The organism is Amycolatopsis sp. FDAARGOS 1241, from assembly GCF_016889705.1.
Taxonomy (GTDB): Bacteria; Actinomycetota; Actinomycetes; order Mycobacteriales; family Pseudonocardiaceae; genus Amycolatopsis.
Genome location: NZ_CP069526.1, coordinates 3,037,683 through 3,059,090, shown reverse-complemented (window position 1 = coordinate 3,059,090; position 21,408 = coordinate 3,037,683). Strand labels below are relative to the sequence as shown.

At 72.2% G+C, this 21,408-nt stretch carries 18 protein-coding genes and 1 pseudogene; 5 read left to right on the top strand and 14 right to left on the bottom strand.

The window, feature by feature from the left end:
* Positions 1-5: 5 nt before the first annotated feature.
* From I6J71_RS15075 to I6J71_RS15055, 5 genes and pseudogenes are all read right to left on the bottom strand, one after another.
* Positions 6-3,944 (bottom strand): Pls/PosA family non-ribosomal peptide synthetase, encoded by a 3,939-nt coding sequence (locus I6J71_RS15075; RefSeq protein ID WP_370542143.1) that lies wholly within the window; start codon positions 3,942-3,944, stop codon positions 6-8.
* 489 nt (positions 3,945-4,433) lie between these two features.
* Positions 4,434-5,906 carry a ribosome biogenesis GTPase Der gene (gene der / locus I6J71_RS15070; protein WP_204095282.1) on the bottom strand — a complete coding sequence of 491 codons (1,473 nt, stop codon included), beginning with the start codon at positions 5,904-5,906 and terminating at the stop codon, positions 4,434-4,436.
* Positions 5,893-6,582 (bottom strand): 1-acyl-sn-glycerol-3-phosphate acyltransferase, encoded by a 690-nt coding sequence (locus I6J71_RS15065; RefSeq protein ID WP_204095281.1) that lies wholly within the window; start codon positions 6,580-6,582, stop codon positions 5,893-5,895. Before I6J71_RS15065 ends, der begins: the two co-directional genes overlap by 14 nt.
* Entirely contained in the window at positions 6,579-7,301 is a 723-nt protein-coding gene (gene cmk, locus I6J71_RS15060; RefSeq protein ID WP_204097062.1) for a (d)CMP kinase, read from the bottom strand. Before cmk ends, I6J71_RS15065 begins: the two co-directional genes overlap by 4 nt.
* A 108-nt stretch (positions 7,302-7,409) precedes the next feature.
* A pseudogene (locus tag I6J71_RS15055) lies at positions 7,410-7,962 on the bottom strand (WHG domain-containing protein).
* Positions 7,963-8,051: 89 nt separating this feature from the next.
* Between I6J71_RS15055 and I6J71_RS15050 the strand changes: the two are divergent.
* The 4 genes from I6J71_RS15050 to I6J71_RS15040 are packed head-to-tail and all read left to right on the top strand — an operon-like array spanning position 8,052 to position 10,140.
* The gene (locus I6J71_RS15050; protein ID WP_239154826.1) at positions 8,052-8,330 is read left to right on the top strand and encodes a hypothetical protein; all 279 of its coding nucleotides are present in this window, start codon (positions 8,052-8,054) and stop codon (positions 8,328-8,330) included.
* Complete coding sequence (locus I6J71_RS50720; RefSeq protein ID WP_370542142.1) at positions 8,324-8,431, top strand: hypothetical protein; 108 nt, start codon at positions 8,324-8,326, stop codon at positions 8,429-8,431. Before I6J71_RS15050 ends, I6J71_RS50720 begins: the two co-directional genes overlap by 7 nt.
* A 36-nt stretch (positions 8,432-8,467) precedes the next feature.
* Positions 8,468-8,950, top strand: coding sequence for a cation:proton antiporter regulatory subunit (locus I6J71_RS15045; RefSeq protein ID WP_204095280.1), 483 nt, complete (start codon positions 8,468-8,470; stop codon positions 8,948-8,950).
* Positions 8,950-10,140, top strand: a complete 1,191-nt coding sequence (locus I6J71_RS15040; RefSeq protein ID WP_204095279.1) for a cation:proton antiporter — start codon at positions 8,950-8,952, stop codon at positions 10,138-10,140. Before I6J71_RS15045 ends, I6J71_RS15040 begins: the two co-directional genes overlap by 1 nt.
* A 40-nt stretch (positions 10,141-10,180) precedes the next feature.
* Here the strand turns inward: I6J71_RS15040 and I6J71_RS15035 are convergent, their stop codons facing one another.
* The 9 genes from I6J71_RS15035 to I6J71_RS14995 form a co-directional block, all read right to left on the bottom strand.
* Positions 10,181-12,076 (bottom strand): Xaa-Pro dipeptidyl-peptidase, encoded by a 1,896-nt coding sequence (locus I6J71_RS15035; protein ID WP_204095278.1) that lies wholly within the window; start codon positions 12,074-12,076, stop codon positions 10,181-10,183.
* Between the two features lie 103 nt (positions 12,077-12,179).
* Positions 12,180-12,932 (bottom strand): pseudouridine synthase, encoded by a 753-nt coding sequence (locus I6J71_RS15030; RefSeq protein ID WP_204095277.1) that lies wholly within the window; start codon positions 12,930-12,932, stop codon positions 12,180-12,182.
* Complete coding sequence (gene scpB, locus I6J71_RS15025) at positions 12,922-13,776, bottom strand: SMC-Scp complex subunit ScpB (protein ID WP_370542213.1); 855 nt, start codon at positions 13,774-13,776, stop codon at positions 12,922-12,924. Before scpB ends, I6J71_RS15030 begins: the two co-directional genes overlap by 11 nt.
* Positions 13,777-14,177: 401 nt before the next feature.
* Positions 14,178-15,104: a ScpA family protein gene (locus I6J71_RS15020; RefSeq protein WP_204095276.1), complete on the bottom strand. Its 927-nt coding sequence runs from the start codon at positions 15,102-15,104 to the stop codon at positions 14,178-14,180.
* Positions 15,104-15,505: a cobyrinic acid a,c-diamide synthase gene (locus I6J71_RS15015; protein ID WP_204095275.1), complete on the bottom strand. Its 402-nt coding sequence runs from the start codon at positions 15,503-15,505 to the stop codon at positions 15,104-15,106. The genes I6J71_RS15020 and I6J71_RS15015 overlap by 1 nt, the downstream gene beginning before the upstream one ends.
* Positions 15,502-16,518, bottom strand: a complete 1,017-nt coding sequence (locus I6J71_RS15010; RefSeq protein WP_204095274.1) for a ParA family protein — start codon at positions 16,516-16,518, stop codon at positions 15,502-15,504. Before I6J71_RS15010 ends, I6J71_RS15015 begins: the two co-directional genes overlap by 4 nt.
* A 124-nt stretch (positions 16,519-16,642) precedes the next feature.
* Entirely contained in the window at positions 16,643-17,545 is a 903-nt protein-coding gene (gene xerD, locus I6J71_RS15005; protein ID WP_204097061.1) for a site-specific tyrosine recombinase XerD, read from the bottom strand.
* A 99-nt stretch (positions 17,546-17,644) separates the two neighbouring features.
* On the bottom strand, positions 17,645-18,277 hold the full coding sequence (locus I6J71_RS15000) for an NUDIX domain-containing protein (RefSeq protein ID WP_204095273.1): 633 nt from the start codon (positions 18,275-18,277) through the stop codon (positions 17,645-17,647).
* Entirely contained in the window at positions 18,274-19,974 is a 1,701-nt protein-coding gene (locus I6J71_RS14995; RefSeq protein WP_204095272.1) for a CTP synthase, read from the bottom strand. Before I6J71_RS14995 ends, I6J71_RS15000 begins: the two co-directional genes overlap by 4 nt.
* A 95-nt stretch (positions 19,975-20,069) precedes the next feature.
* Between I6J71_RS14995 and aroA the strand changes: the two genes are divergently transcribed.
* Entirely contained in the window at positions 20,070-21,368 is a 1,299-nt protein-coding gene (aroA, locus tag I6J71_RS14990) for a 3-phosphoshikimate 1-carboxyvinyltransferase (protein ID WP_204095271.1), read from the top strand.
* Positions 21,369-21,408: the final 40 nt, after the last annotated feature.

The window sequence follows — 21,408 nt, the reverse complement described above, 5'->3', positions numbered from 1 at the left end:
CGGGCTCACCGACGCCAGGCCGAGATCGGGTTGCCGAGCCAGCGCGTGTCGGCGGGCACCGCGTCGCCGCGCGTGACCAGCGAACCCGGGCCCACGGTCGTGCGGGCGCCGATGCTCGCGCCCGGCAGCACGATGCCGTGCGGGCCCAGCGTCGCGCCCTCGCCGAGTTCCACACGGGACATGCTCATGATCCGGTCGTGGAAGAGATGGGTCTGGACCACGCAGCCACGGTTGATCGTCGCACCGTCGCCGAGGCGCACGAGGTCCGCCTCGGGCAGCCAGTACGTCTCGAGCCACACCCCGCGGCCGATCTTCACGCCCATGGTGCGCAGCCAGCTCGTGAGCAGCGGCGTGCCGCCGATCGAACCGATCAGCCACGGCACGGCGAGCGCCTCGACGAACGTGTCGGCCAGCTCGTTGCGCCACACGAACGAGCTCCACAACGGGTGGTCGATCTCGCGGAACTTCCCGACCAGCAGCCACTTCACCACGGTCGCGGTGAGCGCCGCGACGGTCCCGGCGGCCAGCAGCACCGGCCCGGCCAGCAGCGCGGCGATCAGGAAACCGGCCTGCCGCGCGATCGCCAGCAGGCCGAACGCGACGCCGGCCGTGAGGGCGACCCCGCACATCACCGGCACGATCCGGCACAGCTCCACGAACGCGCGCGCGGCTTTGAGGTGCAGCGCCGGCGTGTAGGTGCGGCTCGTGTCGGCCTCACCGATCGCGCGGCGCACGGGCAGCGGCGGCATGCCGAGGTAGGACGAGCCCTTCTTGGCCTTCGCCGGCGTCGAGGACAGCACGCCCACGAGACCGCGTTTCGGCACCGACCGGCCCGGCGCGGTCATGCCGGAGTTGCCGAGGAACGCCTGCTTGCCGATCCGCGCGGGTGCGACGTGCAGCCAGCCGTGCCCGAGCTCGTAGGTCGCGACCATCGTGTCGTCGGCGAGGAACGCGCCGCTGTCGACCTTGGTCATCTTCGGCAGTGCGAGCACGGTCGAAGCTTCGACGCCCCGGCCCACCTTCGCGCCGAGCAGCCGCAGCCACACCGGCGTGAACAGGCTGGCGTACAAGGGGAACAAGCCTTCGCGGGCCATGCCCATGAGCCGTTCGGTCGCCCACACCTGCCACGCGACGCGGCCGTGCACCGGGTGGTATCCCTCGACCAGGCGCACGCCCAGCAAGCGCACGCCGGCGAGCACCAGCAGCGCGTAGGTGAGGAAGTAGGCCACGGTCGCGACCGGGGTGAAGGCCAGTGCGCTCTTGGCGGCATCGACCAGGTTCGGCGAGCCCCAGATCGCGTAGCCCAGCACCGCCACGCCCGGTAGCGCCGCCAGCCCGGGCAGGAAGCCGAGCACGAGCGACGTCGCGCCGTAGACGGTCGCCCAGAACCGCGAACGCGGCGGGCGGCTCGACGGCCACTTCAGCGCGTCCTTCGCGTCTTTGCCCGCGCGGACGGCGGGCGAGCCCGCCCAGCGCTGCCCGGCCGGCACGGCGCCACGCACGGCCGACCCGGCGGCGATCTCCGCGCCCTTGCCGATGCGGGCACCGGGGAACAGCGTGCTGCGCGAACCGACGCGGGCTTCCGCGCCGATGCGGATCTTGCCGATGTGCACGAGGTCGCCGTCGACCCAGTGGCCGGACAGGTCCACCTCGGGCTCGACGGCGGCGCCACGGCCCAGCTTGAGGAAACCGGTGACTGGCGGCGGCGAGTGCAGGTCCACGTCCTTGCCCACGCGGGCGCCGAGCGCCTTCGCATACGTCGTCATCCACGACGCGCCCGCGATGCTGTCGGCGCCGCTGAACTCGGCGAGCTTCTCCGCAGTCCACAAGCGAAGGTGCACGCTGCCACCGCGCGGGTAGCTGCCGGGCAGCACCCCCGAGAGCAGCACGCGCGCGCCGCCGGCCGCGATCGCGATGCGACCGGCCGGGCTGAACAGCACCAGCCACGCGAGCGCGACCCAGCCCCAGTTCAGCGTCGGCGCCCAGGCGAACCCGAGCAGCGCCAGCACGTTCGACAGCGCCGCGGCGAGCGTCGCCCAGCGCAGGCCGACGAGGCCCATGAGCGGGACCATCAGCAGGGTCTGGAGCACACCCGCGCGCCGCGGCGTGGGCTTGACGTCACGGCGCTCGGTCTCCGCGCCGCTGAGCGCGTCGAGCATCGACGCGAGCGCCCCGAGCTTCGGGTGCGTGTAGATGTCGGTGACCGACACCTCGGGGTGGCGCGTGCGGATGCGCGCGATGAGCTGCGCGGCCGTGAGGCTGCCGCCGCCGTGGGTGAAGAAGTCGGCCTTCGGGTCCGCCGCGGTCACGCCGAGGATCTCCGACCAGCCTTCGGCCAGCCACGCCTCGGTGGCGGACAGGCCCGCCTCATTTGCGTCCACAGTGGACAGAGGCCAGGGCAGCGCGGCGCGGTCGACCTTGCCCGACGTGCGCGTGGGCAGGTCGTCGATCACCGCGAGCAACGGCACCAGCGCGGCCGGGAGCTGCTCGCGCAGCCGGGTCGCGGCGCGGTCGGCCGCGAACTCGCTGCCGGCGCTCGGCACGACGTAGCCGACCAGGACCTGGTTGCCCGCCCTGGTGCGGCGGATCGCGGCGGCCGCTCCCTGTACACCGGGCAGCGCCCGCAGCGCGGCGTCGACCTCACCGAGCTCGATGCGCCGGCCCCCGAGCTTGACCTGCTCGTCGAGCCGGCCGAGGAACAGCAGGCCCTCGGCTTCGGCGCGGACCAGGTCGCCGCTGCGGTAGGCGCGCTGCCAGCCCAGAGCGGGCAGCGGTGCGAACTTCTGCGCGTCCTTCTCGGCGTCGAGGTAGCGCGCCAGGCCGACGCCGCCGATCACGAGTTCACCGGTCTCGCCCATGGGGACCGGCTCGCCCGCCTCGTTGACCACAGCCAGCTGCCAGCCCGCGAGCGGCAGGCCGATGCGCACCGGCCCCTCCCCCGTCAGCTGGGCGGCGCAGGCGACGACGGTGGCCTCGGTGGGGCCGTAGGTGTTCCACACCTCGCGACCTTCGACGGCCACGCGCTCGGCCAGCTCCGGCGGGCACGCCTCGCCGCCGAAGATCAGCAGGCGCACGTCCTCGAGCGCGTCGGCCGGCCACAGCGCGGCGAGCGTCGGCACAGTGGACACGACGGTGATGCGCTGCGCGATCAGCCACGGGCCCAGGTCGACGCCGGTGCGCACCAGCGCGCGCGGCGCGGGCACCAGGCAGGCGCCGTGCCGCCACGCGAGCCACATCTCCTCGCAGGAGGCGTCGAACGCGACGCTCAGGCCCGCGAGCACGCGGTCGCCGGGGCCGACGGGCTCGTCGGTGAGGAACAGCTGCGCCTCGGCGTCGACGAAGGCCGCGGCCGAGGCGTGCGTGACAGCGACGCCCTTGGGCTTGCCGGTGGAGCCGGAGGTGAAGATGATCCAGGCGTCGTCGGCCGGTCCGGGCCTGCCTTCCCGACCGCCAGGGGCCCCGGTGACGGAGATGGTGCCGTCGGTCGCGACGGCGGCTACGCCGGCTTCGCCGAACACCAGCTCGGCACGCTCGTTCGGATCGTCCGCGTCGACCGGCACGTAGGCGGCGCCGACGGACAGGGTGGCGAGGATCGCGACGTACAGCTCGGCCGTGCCGGAGGAGATGCGCACACCGACGCGGTCGCCGAGGCCGACCCCGTGGGCCCGCAGGCGGCGGGCGTAGGCGTCGATCTCTTCGAGCAGGCGGCGGTAGGTCAGGGTGGTGGTGCCGTCGTCGACGGCGGCGGCGTTGGGGTGGCGCTCGGCCGTTTCGGCGAGCACCTGCAGGAGCGTGCGCTCGCTCGCGCCGAGGCCGGACCAGAAGAGGGCGCGGTCGGCGACCGGGGTCGGAGACGGGGCGTGGCTCACCTCGGCGACGCACGCCACTAGGGCGCCGGCGTCGTCGGTGGTGGTGCTCCCGGCGTGGTCCGCGGTGAGGGTCACCGGACCACCTCGTCACGGTGCGTGACCGTGGGCTTGCGGAACCGGACGTGCAGGGATGTACCACGGGCGTGCAAGCCCATCACTCACCTTCCGCGAGCGTCATTCGGGCCGGCTCTCCGAATGAGGCGCCCGTTGCGGCCCTCGACGATACGCCAAGATGAACACCAGATAGCGCAAGGGTCACAGCCGAGTGCCGGACGTCACCGTGTGCAGCGGCCTGATCCCGACGTGAAAAACGCGCCGGGAAACGGCGTTCCCGGCGCGTCTGCGCGGTGTTGTTCGAACCGCGGTGTTGTTCGAACCGCGGTGTTGTTCGAACCGCGGTGTTGTTCGAACCGCGGTGTTGTTCGAACCGCGGTGTTGTTCGAACCGCGGTGTTGTTCGAACCGCGGTGTTGTTCGAACCGCGGTGTTGTTCGAACCGCGGTGTTGTTCGAACCGCACCGTTGGTGCGCCAGTGATCTTGGCCGGAATACGGTGCCAGCCGAAGTCAGCGGCCCCGCGCCGCCTTGCCGCCGACCTTCGGCTTCGCCTTCTTCTCCCGCACCCGCACGTTCACCCGCACGGGGCTGCCTTCGAAGCCGAACTGCTCGCGGAACTTGCGCTCGATGAACCGCCGGTAACCGGCCTCCAGGAAGCCGGTCGTGAACAGCACCAGCGTCGGCGGGCGGATGCCGGCCTGCGTGGCGAAGAGCACCTTCGGCTGCTTGCCACCGCGCACCGGCGGCGGGGTCGCCGCGATGAGGTCGGAGAGCCACCCGTTGAGCTGACCGGTGGGCACGCGCTGGTCCCACGACTTGAGCGCGGTGCGCAGCGCGGGCGCAAGCTTGCGCACGGAACGGCCGGTGAGGGCGGAGATGTTCACCTTCTCCGCCCACGGCACGCGGACCAGACCACGGTCGAGTTCGCGCACCATCGCGTGGCGGCGGTCTTCGTCCACCAGGTCCCATTTGTTGAAGGCCAGCACACAGGCACGGCCCGCCTCGACGACCATCGTCAGCACCCGCAGGTCCTGTTCGGACAGTGGTTCGGCGGCGTCGAGCATCACGATCGCGACCTCGGCCGCGTCGATCGCCGTCTTGGTGCGCAGCGAGGCGTAGTACTCCGCGCCGTTGGCGGAGTTCACGCGCTTGCGCAGGCCCGCGGTGTCCACGAACCGCCAGACCTCGCCGTCGAGTTCCACCAGCGAGTCGACCGGGTCGACGGTGGTGCCGGCGACCGCGTCGACCACCGAACGCTGCTCGCCCGAGAGCTTGTTGAGCAGGCTCGACTTGCCCACGTTGGGCTTGCCGACGAGCGCCACCCGCCGCGGGCCGGCGGTCACGGTACCGCTCTCCCGCGGCGCCGAGGGCAGGGCCTCGATGATCGCGTCGAGCAGGTCACCCGAGCTGCGGCCGTGCAGCGCGCTGACCGGGCGCGGTTCACCCAGGCCGAGCGACCACAGCGAAGCGGTGTCGGCCAGCAGCCGGTCGTCGTCCACCTTGTTGGCGGCGAGCAGCACCGGCTTCTTCGAGCGGCGCAGCACCCGGGCCACGGCCTCGTCGGTCGCGGTCGCACCCACGGTCGCGTCGATCACGAGGAGCACGGCGTCGGCCGTCTGCATCGCCATCTCGGCCTGCGCGGCAACGGCGGCCTGCAGGCCCGTCGCGTCGGGCTCCCAGCCGCCGGTGTCGACCAGCGTGAAGCGCCGGCCACCCCAGTACGCGTCGTAGGAGACGCGGTCGCGCGTCACCCCCGGCACGTCCTGCACCACGGCCTCGCGCCGGCCGAGGATGCGGTTGACCAGCGTGGACTTGCCCACGTTGGGGCGGCCGACCACGGCCAGCACCGGCTGCGCGAGGTTCGCCTCCTCGGCGGCGCCCTCGGCCTCGATCTGCGCGTCGAGCGCGGCGAACTCGGTCTCGTCGGACCAGGTCCCGTCGACCTCGCCCACGCCTTCGACCGAGGATTCAAACCCTGTCATCGTTTCCCATTCCACCTACGGCGCCGGAGAGCCGATTCTCCGCACGCCACTCGTCCAAAGTCTTCACGAGCTCCGCGAGCCGCAGGCGCAGCTCTTCGGTGCCCTCTTCCAGGCCGCGCCGGCCTGGGCCGACCGCCGGCGCGAACGGCTCGCCCACGAGGATGTCCACCCTCGGTCGCCACCGCCGCTTCCCCGCCGCGGGTTTGAGCGTGCCCCGCGTCGCGACCGGCAGCACGGTCGCCCCGGCGGAGCGCACGAGCCAGGCCGCGCCCCGCTCGGCCGCACCGACGTCGCCGGCCCCGCGCGTGCCCTCGGGGAAGATGCCGACGACCCCGCCGGCCTTGAGCACCCCGACGGCCGTCATCAGCGGCTTGCGGTCGATCTCGCCCCGCTTGAGCGGGATCTGGCCGATCGCCCTCAGGAACCACCCGGCGGCGCCTTTGAACATCTCGGCTTTGACGAGGAACGCCGACCGGCGCGGCAGCATTCCGAAGATCAGCTGCGGCTCGATCATGGAACTGTGGTTGGCGATCACCACGACCGGGCCGGTGGCGGGCATCCGGTCGCGGCCGTGCACGCGAATCCGGAAGGCCGATCGCAGATGGTACCGGGCGAAGATGCGCCCGGCGTCGTGGAGGAGGCCGTTCGCGCCCGCGGGCAGCGCGCCTCCGGTCACGGAGCCACCTCGACCCCGGCGTCGGCCTCGGCCGGGCAGTCGTCGAGCAGGCCGCGGCGGCAGGCCAGCTCGGACAGGGCGACGATCACCTGGTCGATGGTCAGCTCGGACGTGTCGACCGGCACGGCGTCCTCGGCCGCGCGCAGCGGCGACGTCGAGCGCGTGGAGTCGAGGCGGTCGCGGCGCTCGACGGACTCGCGCGCGGCCTCGACGGTGAGCCGGCGCCCCGCGGCGGTGTCCTGGCCGCTGCGCCGCGCGGCCCGCACGTCGGCCGACGCGGTGAGGTAGACCTTGAGCGGCGATTCGGGCGCCACGACGGTGCCGATGTCGCGGCCTTCCACCACGATGCCGCCGGTGTCGGCGAGCACGTCGGCGATGATCCGGCGCTGGCGCGCCACAAGCAGCTCACGCACCTGAGGCACCGCGGAGACGGCGGAGACGGCCTGGGTGACCTCGGGCCCGCGGATCTCGGCGGCCACGTCTTCGTCCTCGAGCCGCACGTCGGGGCGGTCGGGGCTGGTGCCGATGGTGAAGTGCACGTCGTGCGCGAGGTGGCCGACCGCTTCGGTGTCGGCCGGGTCGGTGCCCGCCCGCAGCACCGCGAGCGTCACGAGCCGGTACATCGCGCCGGTGTCGAGGTAGCCCGCGCCGAGCCGGTCGGCGAGCTTGCGCGCGACCGTGGTCTTGCCGGTTCCCGACGGGCCGTCCAGCGCGACCACACCACGTAGGGCTCCCGTCACCGAAACTCTCCTCGCGTCGTCCTCTGCGTTGATCGGCGTTCATTCTGCCCGTCGCCCGTCCCGCCCGGTCAGGCGGCTCGGGTGCGGTCAGCCCCCGAAGCGCGCGACGAGCAGAGCCAGGCGGTCGTGGCAGTGCCCCGTGCTCAGCCGGCGGCCGCGGTCGAGGGTGACGAGGCCGTGCAGCGCACCCCAGAACTCGGTCAGCGGCCCCGGGTCCTGGCCGTCCGCCACCGGCTCGATCACCGCCAGCAGCGCCGCGAACACCTCGTGCATCACCGGCGAGGTGTCCTCCGCGGCGAACGGCAGCTCGGTGGCCAGCGTGAACATCGCGTCGTAGAGAGCCGGCTTCTCTTCGGCGAAGGCGACGTAGGCCTCGGCCACCGCGCGGACTCCGCCTTCCCGCACGCGGCGCAGGTGCTCGGTGAACTCCGCGAACCCCTCCAGCGCGTCGGCCGCCATGATCACGGCCTTGCTCGCGAAGTGGCTGTAGAGCACCGGCTGGCTGTACTCGATGAGCGCCGCGACCCGGCGCGTGGTGACCGCCTCCCAGTCCCTCCGCCTCGGCGAGCTCCCGCGCGGCGGCGGCGATCCGCCGCTCCCGTTCCGTCCGGTCGCCTTCCCGGCGCAGTCGCCGGTCCATGGACCCGGTCCTAGCACTGCTATATAATCTAGCGTAGATAAGCTCGTGTTGACGGATTAGCTGTTATCGCTAGATTCCCGGAGGTCCGAGTGATCGTCAGCGCCTACGTCACCGCCTACGTCACCGCCGGCATCGTCGCCCTCGGCATCATCTACGTCGGGCTGAGCTACCTGCTCGCGCCGGAGAAGAGCGCCGCCGGCTTCGGCCTCGCCACCATCCCACCGGCACGACGGCGTTCTTCCACATCAAGGGCACGCGCAACATCGGGTCCGGGCTGGTGGCGGGCGCGGCGATGCTGGCAGGTGGCCCGCAGGTCCTCGGCTGAATCCTGCTCGCGGAGACCTTCATCCCGATCGTCGACATGCTGATCATCTCGCGGCACAAGGGAAACCGGGCGATTGCGTTCGGCGTGCACGGCGCGACGGCGGCCGTGATGATCGTCGCGACGGTCCTGCGCGAACTCGCCTGAGCCTCGCGAAACGGACAATGGGTTACCGTGGCCGGTGTGAACGTCGAAGTGACCCCCTTGCCCGGAATCGGTGTCCGCAAGGACTTCGCCACCCGTGCGGGACGGCGCATCGGCGTCGTGACGCAGCGGGACGGCAAGATCGAGCTGATCGTCTCCAAGTCCGACGACCCCGACGCCTGCCTGGCCTCTCTGCCGCTTTCCGCGGACGAAGCGGGTGCGCTCGCGAACCTCCTCGGCGCGCCGCAGCTGGTCGCGCAGCTCACCGAGGAGCATCGCGAGCTGCCGGGCATCCACACCCGGCAGCTGCCGATCGCCGAGGACGGCCTGTTCGACGGCCGCACGCTCGGCGACACGGCGATGCGCACCCGCACCGGCGTGTCGGTGGTCGCGGTGGCGCGGGCGGGCCAGGTGCACCCGTCCCCGGCGCCGGACTTCACCTTCACCGCGGGCGACCTGCTCGTCGCGGTCGGGACGTCCGATGGCCTGGACGCCGCCGCCAAGATCCTCAAGCAAGGCTGATGGCCCACACCGCGCTGTCCCTGATCGAACTGGGCGGGGTCTTCTTCGTGCTGGGCGTGCTGGGGAGGCTCGCCGGCCGGATCGGCCTCTCCCCCATCCCGCTCTACCTGCTCGGCGGCCTGTGCTTCGGCTCCGGTGGCCTGATCCCGCTCGCCGACATCGGCGACTTCACGCACCTGGCCAGCGAGATCGGCGTCGTGCTGCTGCTCCTGCTGCTGGGGCTCGAGTACTCAGCGGCGGAGCTGTTCACGGGCCTGCGCCGCTCGTGGACGGCCGGGCTCGTCGACATCGTGCTCAACGCGCTGCCCGGCGTGGCCGTCGCGTTGCTGCTGGACTGGGGCCCGATCGGCGCGATCGTAATGGCGGGCGTCACCTACATCTCGTCGTCCGGGATCGTCGCCAAGCTCCTCGGTGACCTCGGCCGGCTGGGCAACCGCGAAACGCCCGTGGTGCTGTCGATCCTGGTGTTCGAAGACCTGGTGATGGCCCTCTACCTGCCGATCCTCACGGCGATCCTCGGCGGCGTCAGCTTCCTCGGCGGTCTCGAGGCCGTGGGCATCTCCCTGCTGGTGATCACCGTGGTCCTGGTGATCGCCCTGAAGTTCGGCCGCTACGTCTCCGCGCTCGTCGACAGCGACGACCGCGAGGTGTTCCTGCTCAAGATCCTCGGTGCGGCGCTGCTCGTCGCGGGCATCGCGTCGGCGCTGCAGGTCTCGGCCGCCGTCGGGGCCTTCCTGCTCGGCATCGCCGTGTCCGGCTCCACCGCCCACAACGCCACGCGCCTGCTCGAGCCCCTGCGCGACCTGTTCGCGGCCGTGTTCTTCGTGGTGTTCGGCCTCAACACGAACCCGGCGTCGATCCCGCCGGTGCTCGGGTGGGCCGTCGCGCTCGCCGTGATCACCACGCTCTCCAAGGTCGGCACCGGCTGGTGGGCCGCACGGAGACAAGGGATCGGCAGGCTCGGCCGCGCCCGCGCGGGAGCGGCTCTGGTGGCACGCGGCGAGTTCTCGATCGTCATCGCCGGTCTCGCAGTCACCGCCGGCGCGGTCGACGGCGAACTGGCCGCGCTGGCGACCGCGTACGTGCTGCTGATGGCGATCCTCGGCCCCACCGCCGCCCGCGTCGTGGAGCCGATCGCCAAGGCGCTGCAACGGAAACCGCGGGAGCAGGCCAGCGAAGCCCCGGCGTGAGCCGGGTGGTCACCCGGTGTCCAGGCGACCACCCGGACGATCACCGCAGGTCGAGTCGCGGGTCGTTGCGGACCGAGGTGACCGCGGTGCCCGGCAGGGTCGCGCCCGGATCGGCGGGCGCGGTGCCCACGAGCGGCACCCGCACCGAAGTCTTCGCCAGGTCCACCGTCAGTGTCGGCGCGTTCGCCGGTCCGGTGATGAAGTCGCCGTCCGTGCCGCCGATGATCAACGCCAGCGCGTGGCCCGCGGGGACGACGTGGTCGGTGCTCGCGAGGCGGAACGTCATCGAGTAGGCCTTGCCGGGCGTCAGCGGCGATTCGTGGCTCAGCGACCGGTAGTTCGCCAGGTCGGCCCAGCCGCGGCTGATGACGGTGTAGCCGACGTTCGCCGTGTCCGCGCTGGTGACCTTGTAGCAGGCGTCGTCGCCGGGGGCGGTCGCACCCCAGCACGTCTCCGCGGTGCCGGTCTTGATGCCTTCGCCGCCGGCGGAGTAGTTGCGGATCGTGGCGGGACCGTAGTCCACGAGCATCGCCGACACGCGCGCCGACGACGTGCTGGGTGTGGCCGTCACGGTGATCGACGAGGTCCCGGAAACCTGCAGCGGCGCGGAAAGCGCGCCGGTGCTGTAGAGCACGCGGCCGGCCGACGTCGCCGCCGGGTCCGCCGCCCACTCGTCCTCGCCGAGCTTCGGGTTGTCCGTGAACGAAGCCATTCCTGACGAAACGGCCGTGGTCAGCGTGCCGACGCCGGCCACCGAGCCCGCGTGCGGGCGCAGCGTCGTCGCCTCCGCGCCTGCCGCCGGGTACGAGGACTGGTCGGCCCACTGGTCCGGCTGCCGCTCGACCGTCGCCATCGGCTGCTTCTCGATGCCGTTGTCGATGCCCATGAGGTAGTGGTCGAACCACTGGTGCAGTGTGTCGACCCAGTCCGCGCGGCGGTAGTCGAACGGGTCGACGTGCCCGGTCTGCGCGAGCCAGATCTTGCGCTGGACCCCGGCTTTGGCGAGCGCGTCCCACCACTGGCCGAAGTTGATCGTCTTGACGTTGAGGTCGTTCACGCCGTGCGAGACGAACACGCTCGCGAGCACCTTCTTCGCCTGCGCCACGTAGTCGCGCTCCGCCCAGAACGGACCGTAGTCACCGTTCGCGGTGGCGCCCTTCGCGAGCTTCGCGTTCTCCGCCGAGCAGTCTTGGCCGCCGTTGCGCGTCTCCACGGTCCGCGCCAGCCCGTCGGGGTCGAAGCCGAACGACGCACCGTCGGAGCGGTAGTAGTCGTACCACGAGCTGATCGCCGAGATCGGGACGATCGTCTTCAGCCCGGCGACGCCGGTGGCGGCCACGCCGTTGGCGATCGTGCCGTCGTAGGACTTGCCGATCATGCCGACGCCGCCGTCACTCCAGCTCGCCGTGACCTCGCTGCCACCGGATTTCGCGCTGTAGCCCGTGGCACGGCCGTTCAGCCAGTCGACGACCTTCTTGGCCGACTGCACGTCGGACATGCCGCCGACGTCGACGCAGCCGGTGGACCGGTTGGTGCCGGCGAGGTCCACGAGCACGACCGCGTAGCCGCGCGGCACGAAGTAGTTGTCGTAGAACAGCGGGAACCCGACCGGGCGGCCCTGCTGGTCGTAGGTCTTGAACTCGCTCTCGTTGCCGCGCCCGAGCGAGGAGTAGTACGGGCTCGCGTCCATGATCACGGGGATCTTGCGGCCCTGCGCCGCCGGTTCCGCCGGCCGCACGATGTCCGCTGCGACGCGGTCGGGCTTGCCGTCGCCGTCACCGTCGCGGCCGACGTCCACCCACACCGTTTCGCGGATCGCTCCGGCGAAGTCGTACACCGGTTCGGTGCCGGCGGGTCTCGCGGCCGCCTGCTGCACCGGCACCACGAGCCCCGCGGCGACGACCGCCGCCGCGCAGAGCCCTCTGAGCACACGCATTCCAGTCCTCCAGCTCAATCGGGATGTCGATCAAGCTAGGAGGACGCGGACGCACGGCACCAGGGCGGAAAGTGGGGACCGGAGCGCGAACCCCCCGAACGGATCAGAGCTCGACGTTGCGGTACAGCGCGCCGACCTCGCCGCGGTTGAGACGGCGGATCGTGCCGGGGCGCTGGTTGCCGAGCTGCACGTCGCCGACCGCGGTGCGCACGAGCTTGCGCACCGGGTGCCCGGTGGCGGCCATCAGGCGGCGCACGATGTGCTTGCGGCCCTCGTGGATCACGAGTTCGATCATGCTCTTGCCGGAGTGCATGTCCTTCACGCGGAACTGGTCGACCTTGACGATGCCGTCGGGCAGCTCCCAGCCGGCGCGCAGCTCCTTGCCGAGCCCGCGCGGCACGAGGCCCTCGACCTCGGCGAAGTAGGTCTTGAGCACGCGGTAGGACGGGTGCATGAGCCGGTGGCCGAGGTCGCCGTCGTTGGTGAGCAGCAGCAGGCCCTCGGTGTTCTCGTCGAGCCGGCCGACGTGCACGACGCCGGGCGTCTCCTCCCAGCGGCCGCGCAGGTAGTCGCCCACGCAGGGGCGGCCACGGTCGTCCGACATCGTCGAGTGGACGCCCTTGGGTTTGTTGAAGGCGAGGTACACGAGATCGTCGCGGAGGTTCACCCGCGTGCCGTCGACGTGGATCACCGACTCGAGCGGGTCGACGCGCCGGCCGAGCTCGGTGACGACCTCGCCGTTCACCTCCACCCGGCCGGCCACGATCAGGTCCTCGGCCGCGCGCCGCGACGCGACGCCGGCTTGCGACAGGACCTTCTGCAGCCGGACGCCGTCGGGGTGCTCGCTAGATGTCATCGATGGTGTCCACTTCGGGTAGCAGCGGAGCGATCGGGGGCAGGTCGTTCAGCGACGACAGCCCCAGTCGCTCCAGGAACAGCTCGGTCGTCACGTACAGCGTGCCCGTCGTCTCCGGGTCGGTGCCCATCTCCTCGATGAGGCCACGGGCCAGCAGGGTCCGGATCACGCCGTCGACGTTGACCCCGCGCACCGCGGCGACCCTGGCCCGGGTCACCGGCTGCCGGTACGCGATCACGGCGAGGCTCTCCAGCGCGGCCCGGGTCAGCTTCGACCGCTGGCCGTCGAGCAGGAGCTTCTCCACGAACGGGGCGTACGTGTCCCTAGTGTAGAACCGCCACCCCTCCCCGACGCGCCGCAGGTCGATCCCGCTGGCCCGCTCGGTGAACTTCTGCGCCATGGTCCGGAGCGCGACGGTGACGCGCGCCACCGGTTGCTCCACCGTCTGCGCCAGCGTCTCCTCACTGGCGGGCGAATCGACCACGAGCAGCAGCGCCTCGAGGGCGGCTTCGAGAGCTTCGTCGGAGGTGACGTCGGGCAGATCGCTGACGTCCCCGGCCGCGACGAGGTCGGACCGGGGGTCGTCGCCCGGTTCCTGCGGCGCCGGAGATTCCGGCGGCTCCGGGTGCCCGGCATCGGCGGCTTGGCCCTCTGGCACGTCAGCCCGCTCGGCATCGGCGGCTGCGCCATCCGGCGCGTCAGCCCGCTTGGCATCGGCGGCTTCACCATCCGGGGCTTCCGACTGCTCGGCGTCCGCGGGGTCCGGCGACGCCGGCTGCTCGGCGCCGCCAGCCGTGGTGTCCGGCTCCTGAAGCTGCTCTGCCTCGGCCGTCGCCGGCTCCAGTTGCTCGGCATCCGCAGCGCCGGCGGCTACGGTCTCCGGCTGCCCGGCCTCAGTCGCCCCGGCATCCGCCGGCTGGTCCTCGTCCGCGGCTGCGTCGCCGTCTGCCTCAGGCCGCTCGGCTTCGGCGAGCTCGCCGTCCGAAGTCCCGGACGCCTCGGCATTCGCGGCCGGGGCGGCTGAGTTCTCGGGCTGCTCGGCGCTCGGTCCGTCAGCCGGCTCCGGTTCGGTGCTCGCCGGCTCGTTTTCGCCGACCGCCGTCGCAGGCGCTTCGGCGACGTCCGGAGCCCCGGCAGCCGCAACCTCGCCCTGCGACTCGGTCTCGGCCCCGGGTGCCGGCGCGGCCGGGTTCATCTCGCGGTCGAGGTCGATCGCCTCCACGCCGGCGTGGTCGTCTTCGGTGCTCACCCGTACTCCTCTTCTCCGGCCGCCGCGCGGTCGTGGGCCGCGGCGGCCGAGGCCTCTTCGACGCTGCCGCCGGTCCAGCGAACGTGCAGCTCGGCCAGCGCTTCCTCCTGGTCGAACTGCACCGACGACTCGCGGTACAGCTCCAGCAAAGCCAGGAAGCGCGCGACGATCTCCACGGTGTGCTCGCAGTCGAGGACGAGCTCCTTGAAGGTGGCCTGCCCCGATTCCGCGAGCTTCACCCGCAGCAGGGCGGCGTGCTCGCGCACGGACACCCGGCCCATGTGCAGGTGCGCGATCGACACGGTCGGCGGCGGCTTCGGCCGGAACACGGCCACCGCGATCTCCGCGAAGCGCTGCGGCGTGACACCCAGCATCACCTCGGGCAGCAGGCCCACGAAGCGCTCCTCGAGCGCCACCGACCGCGGGTAGCGCCGCAGCGCGCCCTGCTCCAGCTCGCCGAACAGGGCGGCCACCTGCTTGTACGCGCGGTACTGCAGCACCCGCGCGAAAAGCAGGTCGCGGGCCTCGAGCAGCGCGAGGTCGTCCTCGTTCTCGACCTCGGCCGCGGGCAGCAGCCGGGCTGCCTTGAGGTCGAGGAGGGTCGCCGCGATGACCAGGAACTCCGTGGTCTCGTCGAGGTTCCAGTCCGTGCCGAGCGCGCGGGTGTACTCGATGAAGTCGTCGGTGACCTGGTGCAGCGCGACCTCGGTGACGTCGAGCTGGTGCTGCGAGATGAGTTGCAGCAGCAGGTCGAACGGACCCTCGAAGTTCTTCAGGCGCACCTTGAACTTCGAGGTGCTCAGCTCTTCGGCGTAGCCCTCGGGGATCGTCCCGCCGTGCACCGTTTCGTGCTCGACGGGCACCTCGGGGTCCGGGGCCGTGGGTTCCGGCTCCGGCTGGTCGGCCGATGCCGGTCCGTCCATCAGCCCTCGGTTCCGCCTTCGTCCTCGTTCGCCCGCAATCGCTGGACCAGCACGGAGTCGTCGCCGCGCTGGTCGAAGTCGGCAATCAGCACGGCCACGGCCTCGCGGACCAGGCGGCCGCGGTCGACCACGAGGTCGTGCTTCGCCCGCAGGTTCAGCCGGGTCTGTTCCATCGCGAGGAGTTCTTCGCCCGAGACGTACACGGTGATCTTCGCGTCGTGCTTCGTGCGGCCGGACCCGCTGGGCGCCGCGGCGCGGCTCAGCTGGTCGGCGTCCGCGCGCTTCTTCGGGAGCGGCTCGGCCGGCGCGGGGGCCGCCGGACGGTCGAGTGCCGTGCTGGTGGGGCTGGAGGTGAGGCGGAAGAGCTCCGACGCTCCGGGCAGGGAAGCGCGCCTGCTCACCGAGCGATCACCTCGCGAGCCAGCGCGCGATAGGCTGCCGCGCCGGCGGATTTGGGGGCCCAGGTCGTGATCGGCTCACCCGCGACCGTCGTCTCGGGGAACCGCACGGTGCGGTTGATCACCGTGTCGAACACGGTGTCGCCGAATGCCTCCACCACGCGAGCCATGACCTCCTTCGAGTGCAGGGTTCTCGGGTCGTACATCGTGGCGAGAATCCCCGTGATGTCAAGTTTGGGGTTGAGGCGTTCCTGCACCTTCTCGATCGTGTCGATCAGGAGCGCGACGCCTCGCAGACTGAAGAACTCGCACTCCAGGGGGATGATCACACCGTCCGCGGCGGTCAATGCGTTCACCGTCAACAGGCCGAGCGAGGGCTGGCAGTCGACAAGAACATAGTCGTAGTCGTTCAGCACCGGACGAAGGACCCGTAACAACGTGTGTTCGCGCCCTACCTCTGCGACGAGCTGAACCTCCGCCGCGGACAGGTCGATGTTGCTCGGCAGCAGGTCAACGCCGTCGACGCGGGTTTTGCGCAGCACGTCCTCGATGCCGACGGACCGCTCCATGATCACGTTGTAGACCGTCTGGTCCAGCTCGTGCGGCTGGATGCCCAGGCCCACGGACAGCGCACCCTGCGGGTCGAAGTCGACCAGCAGCACCCGGCGCCCGCACTCGGCGAGCGCCGCACCCAGGTTGATCGTCGACGTGGTCTTGCCGACGCCGCCCTTCTGGTTGCACATCGCCAGCACCTGGGCCGGACCGTGGTGGTCCAGCGGCGGCGGCTCCGGGATCTCGCGCAACGGCCGGCCCGTCGGCCCGATGCCGCTCTCCTCGCGTTCCTTGGCCCGCGCCCGCGCCCTCTCGGCACGGCTGAGCCGCGCGCCGCCGGAGGGCTCGTCCCCGTCGTGGTCCGCGGGCGTGGCGATCGTCGCCTGGGAGAGGCTCGCCGCGGCCGACCCGGCGGACGCGGCCGGACGCTCCGGCTGGTTCGGTGTCGGTGTCGGTGTCGACATAGCGGGAAAGCTCCTTGTTCGGCGAGGTCCCCGGCAGCCTATGCGCGGAGTCCGAGCCCCGGCAAAGCGCCGCGCCGGGCGGGGTTCGCCGAGTCACCACGGCCGGGGGAACGCATTCGGGCGTTCAGCCCAGGGCTCGCGGGTGCGCGGTGGCGTAGACCTCCCGCAGCGTGTTCACCGTGACGAGCGTGTACACCTGGGTCGTCGTCACCGAGGCGTGGCCGAGGAGCTCCTGGACGACGCGGACGTCCGCGCCGCCCTCGAGGAGGTGGGTGGCGAAGGAGTGGCGGAGGGTGTGGGGCGAGACGTCGGCCGTGATGCCCGCCCGTTCGGCGGTGTCCTTGAGCACCTGCCACGCGCTCTGGCGCGACAGGCGGCTGCCGCGGGCGTTGAGGAACATCGCCGCGGTGCCGCGGCCGTGCGCGGCGAGCACCGGGCGCGCGCGCACGAGGTACGCGTGCAGCGCCTCCACGGCGGGCCGGCCGATGGGCACGAGGCGCTGCTTGCCGCCCTTGCCGTCGAGCAGCACGGTGCGCTCGGCGTCGTCCACGTCGTCCACGTCGAGACCGACGGCTTCGGAGATGCGGGCGCCCGTGGAGTAGAGGAGTTCGAGCAGCGCCCGGTCGCGCAGGGGCCGCTCGCCGTCGGGCGGCGGGGTTTCCAGGAGCTTCAGCACGTCGGTCACCGGCAGTGCCTTGGGCAGCCGCTTCGCCGCGGCCGGCGGTCGGACCTCGCGCGCGGGGTCGTGCTCCGTGAGACCGTCGGCGTGCGCGAACTTGTGCAGCCCGCGCACGGCGACCAGCGCCCGCGCGGCCGACGACGCCGCCAGCGGCCGGTGCTCCTCGTCTCCTTCGCGCAGCGCGGCGCCGAACGACGTGACGTGCGCCGGCGTCACGGCCGGGAACTCGGTGACACCCGCCGCTTCGAGGTGGGCGGCGTAGCGGCGCAGATCGCGGGCGTAGCTGTCGAGGGTGTTGCGGGCGGTGCCGCGCTCCACCACGAGGTGGTCGAGGTACGCGGCGATCACGTCCACCACCGCGGTCCTGCCCGTGCCCGTCACGGGGTCACACTCTAGGCCTGCCGCGCGTCCGCGCCCGCCGACGCGCGGCAGGCGCGGACGACGGGCTCAGCCCTGGGCGCGCCGCTGCGCGAACCGGGTCGGCCGGTCGCGCCACGGCGCGTCGGCGGGGCGCGTTTTCGCGGCCCCGGTGAGCACGGCGTGGGCGGCCAGCACACCGGACACGGTCGCGCCGTTGACCAGTTCGCCCGCGAGCGCCATCTCGACCGCGTCGGCGAGCGAGAACTTCTTCACCACGAGGTCGGCTTCCTCCTCACCGAGCACGTCGCGGTCCACTTCGGACAGATCGCGCGCGAGGAACACGCGCACGACCTCGTCGGTGAAGCCGGGCGACGCGGCGACGTCCACGAGCGTCGCCCACTCGCGCGCCGCCAGCCCGACCTCCTCCACGAGTTCGCGCTTGGCGGCGTCGACGGGGTCCTCCCCCGGCTTGTCGATCAGGCCCGCAGGCAGCTCCCACAGGCGGTGCCCGAGCGGGTGCCGGTACTGGTGGACGAGCGTGATGGCGTCACCGGCGTCGAGCGCGAGGATCGCGACGGCGCCGAGGTGCTCGACGACCTCGCGGGCGGCCGTCTCGCCGCCGGGCATCACCACGTCGTCGACTCGCAGGCCGACGACGCGTCCGATGTGGACGACCCGCGAGCCGGCGACCGTGAACTCGTGCTTGCCGGGCTCGGTCACCGGGCCGCCACGGGTGCTTCGGCGAGTTCCACCGGCAGCCGCTCGGCGACCTTGCGGTCCACCACGGCCTTCACGAACGCGCTGAAGAGCGGGTGCGGCCGGGTCGGGCGGCTCTTGAGCTCGGGGTGCGCCTGCGTGCCGACAAAGAAGGGGTGCACGTCGGCGGGCAGCTCCACGAACTCGACCAGGCGGTCGTCGGGCGAGGTGCCCGAGAACACCAGGCCGGCGTCGGAGAGCTGATTGCGGTAGGCGTTGTTCACCTCGTAGCGGTGGCGGTGGCGCTCGGACACCTCGGTGGTGCCGTAGGCCTTCGCGACCTGCGAGCCCGGCTTGAGCTTCGCCGGGTACGCGCCGAGACGCATCGTGCCGCCCATGTCGCGTTCGCCGGCGACGACGTCGCGCTGGTCGGCCATCGTCGAGATCACCGGGTGCTTCGTGTTCTCGTCGAACTCGGCCGAGTTCGCGTCCTCGATGCCCGCCAGGTGCCGCGCGCCCTCGATGACCATGCACTGCAGGCCGAGGCACAGGCCCAGCAGCGGCACGCCGCGCGTGCGGGCGTACTCGATGGCGCCGACCTTGCCCTCGATGCCGCGGATGCCGAACCCGCCCGGGATGAGCACACCGTCCACATCGGACAGCACGGACGCGGCGCCCGACGCGGTCTGCGCGTCGTCGGAGGCCACCCACACGATCTCGACCTTGGCGCGGTGGGCGAACCCGCCCGCGCGCAGGGCCTCGGTCACCGACAGGTACGCGTCGGGCAGGTCGATGTACTTGCCGACCACGGCGACGCGCACGATCTCGCTCGGGTTGTGCACACGGTCGAGCAGGTCCCCCCACACCGTCCAGTCGACGTCGCGGAACGGCAGACCGAGGCGGCGCACCACGTACGCGTCGAGCGCCTCGCCGTGCAGCACCTTCGGGATGTCGTAGATGGAGCGCGCGTCCGGGCACGCGATGACGGCCTCGGAATCGACGTCGCACATCAGGCCGATCTTGCGCTTGAGGTCCTCCGGCAGCTCCCGGTCGGCGCGGCAGACCAGCGCGTCGGGCTGGATGCCGATGTTGCGCAGCGCGGCGACGGAGTGCTGCGTCGGCTTGGTCTTGAGCTCGCCCGACGGCGCGAGGTAGGGCACGAGCGACACGTGCAGGAAGAAGCAGTGGTCCCGGCCGACGTCGTGGCGCACCTGGCGGCACGCCTCGAGGAACGGCAGCGACTCGATGTCGCCGACCGTGCCGCCGACCTCGGTGATCACCACGTCCGGCGCGTTCCCGTGCTCGTCGGGACCGGCCGCGGCGGTGATGCGCGACTTGATCTCGTCGGTGATGTGCGGGATCACCTGCACGGTGTCGCCGAGGTACTCGCCGCGCCGTTCCTTGGCGATGACCTCGGAGTAGACCTGGCCCGTCGTGACGTTGGCCTTGCCGTCGAGGTCCCGGTCGAGGAAGCGCTCGTAGTGCCCGATGTCCAGGTCGGTCTCGGCGCCGTCGTCGGTGACGAACACCTCGCCGTGCTGGAACGGGTTCATCGTCCCGGGGTCGACGTTGAGGTACGGGTCGAGCTTCTGCATCGTGACGCGAAGCCCGCGCGCGGTAAGGAGCTGACCGAGGCTGGAGGCCGTGAGTCCCTTACCCAGAGAGGAGGCGACGCCTCCGGTGACAAAGACAAACTTGGTAGCCCGCGACTGAAGTCCCACGGGCCGCCAGCATATCGCACGCGCGCGGATCCGCGCGCTCGCGCCCGTGCCCGGCGCGGCGCGATGACGCGGACCGCCACGCTAGGCTTCGGTGCGTGACGGAAGCGCACGATGACCACTGGGCCGCGCCGGTCGCGGCCGCGGCACTGGACGCGCGAGTGCGCGTGCCGGGCTCGAAGTCGATCACGAACCGCGCCTACGTGCTGGCCGCTCTCGCGAGCGCGCCGACGCGCGTGCGCGTGCCGCTCGACTCCCGCGACACCCGCCTCATGCTCGGCGCGCTGGCGTCGCTGGGCGGGCGGTCCGAGCAGACGGCCGACGGATTCCTCGTGCACCCGCTCGGTTCGACCGGCAGCAGCCACGGCGAGCCGGTCCAGGTCGTGCTCGGCAACGCCGGCACGGTCGCGCGCTTCACGCCCGCGCTCGCCGCGCTGGGTGAGGGCACCGTGCTCTTCGACGGCGACGAGGCCATCCGCCGCCGCCCGATCGGCCCGCTGCTGGCCGCGCTGCGCCGCCTCGGCGTGCGCATCGACGACGACGGCCGCGGCGCCCCGCCCTTCACCGTCCACGGCGCCGGTGGCGTGCGCGGCGGCGCGGTGGACCTCGACTCGTCGGCGTCGAGCCAGTTCCTCTCGGCCCTGCTGCTGGCCGGGCCCGCGTTCGACCGCGGCGTGACCGTCCGCCTCGTCGGCGACGCACCGCCGAGCGAGCCGCACATCGCGATGACGCTCGACATGCTGCGCCGCTTCGGCGCGACCGTCGAGCGTGAGGGTGCGGAGTTCCACGTCGCGCCGTCGAAGCTCTCCTGCCCCGAGTACGTGGTGGAGCCGGATCTGTCGACGGCCGCGCCGTTCGTCGCCGCGGCGGTGGCCGCGGGCGGCACGGTGCGCGTCGCGGGCTGGCCGCGCACCACCACCCAGCCCGGCGACTGGCTGCGCAGCCTCCTGCCCGCGCTCGGTGCCACCGTCGGGCTGGACGACGACGGCCTCGCCGTGACCGGCGGCCCGCGCATCCCGGGTGTGGAGCTCGACCTGCACGAGGTCGGCGAGCTGACCCCGGTGGTCGCGGCTCTGCTCTGCTTCGCCGACGGCCCGTCGGTCATCTCCGGCGTCGCCCACCTGCGCGGCCACGAGACCGACCGCATCACCGCGCTGGCGACCGAGCTGTCCGCGCTGGGCGCCGACGTCTCCGAAACCGACGACGGCCTGCGCATCACCCCGGCCCCGCTGCACGGCGGCGTGTTCCACACCTACGACGACCACCGCCTGGTGATGGCCGCCGCGGTGCTGGCCCTGCGCGTCGAAGGCGTCCGCGTCGAGAACCCGGCCACGGTCGGCAAGACCTTCCCCGGGTTCGTCGACACGTGGACCGGGATGCTCGGCTCGGGCCGGTAACCGCCCGATCTCACAGGGCGACAATCTCGGGTCGGGAGGA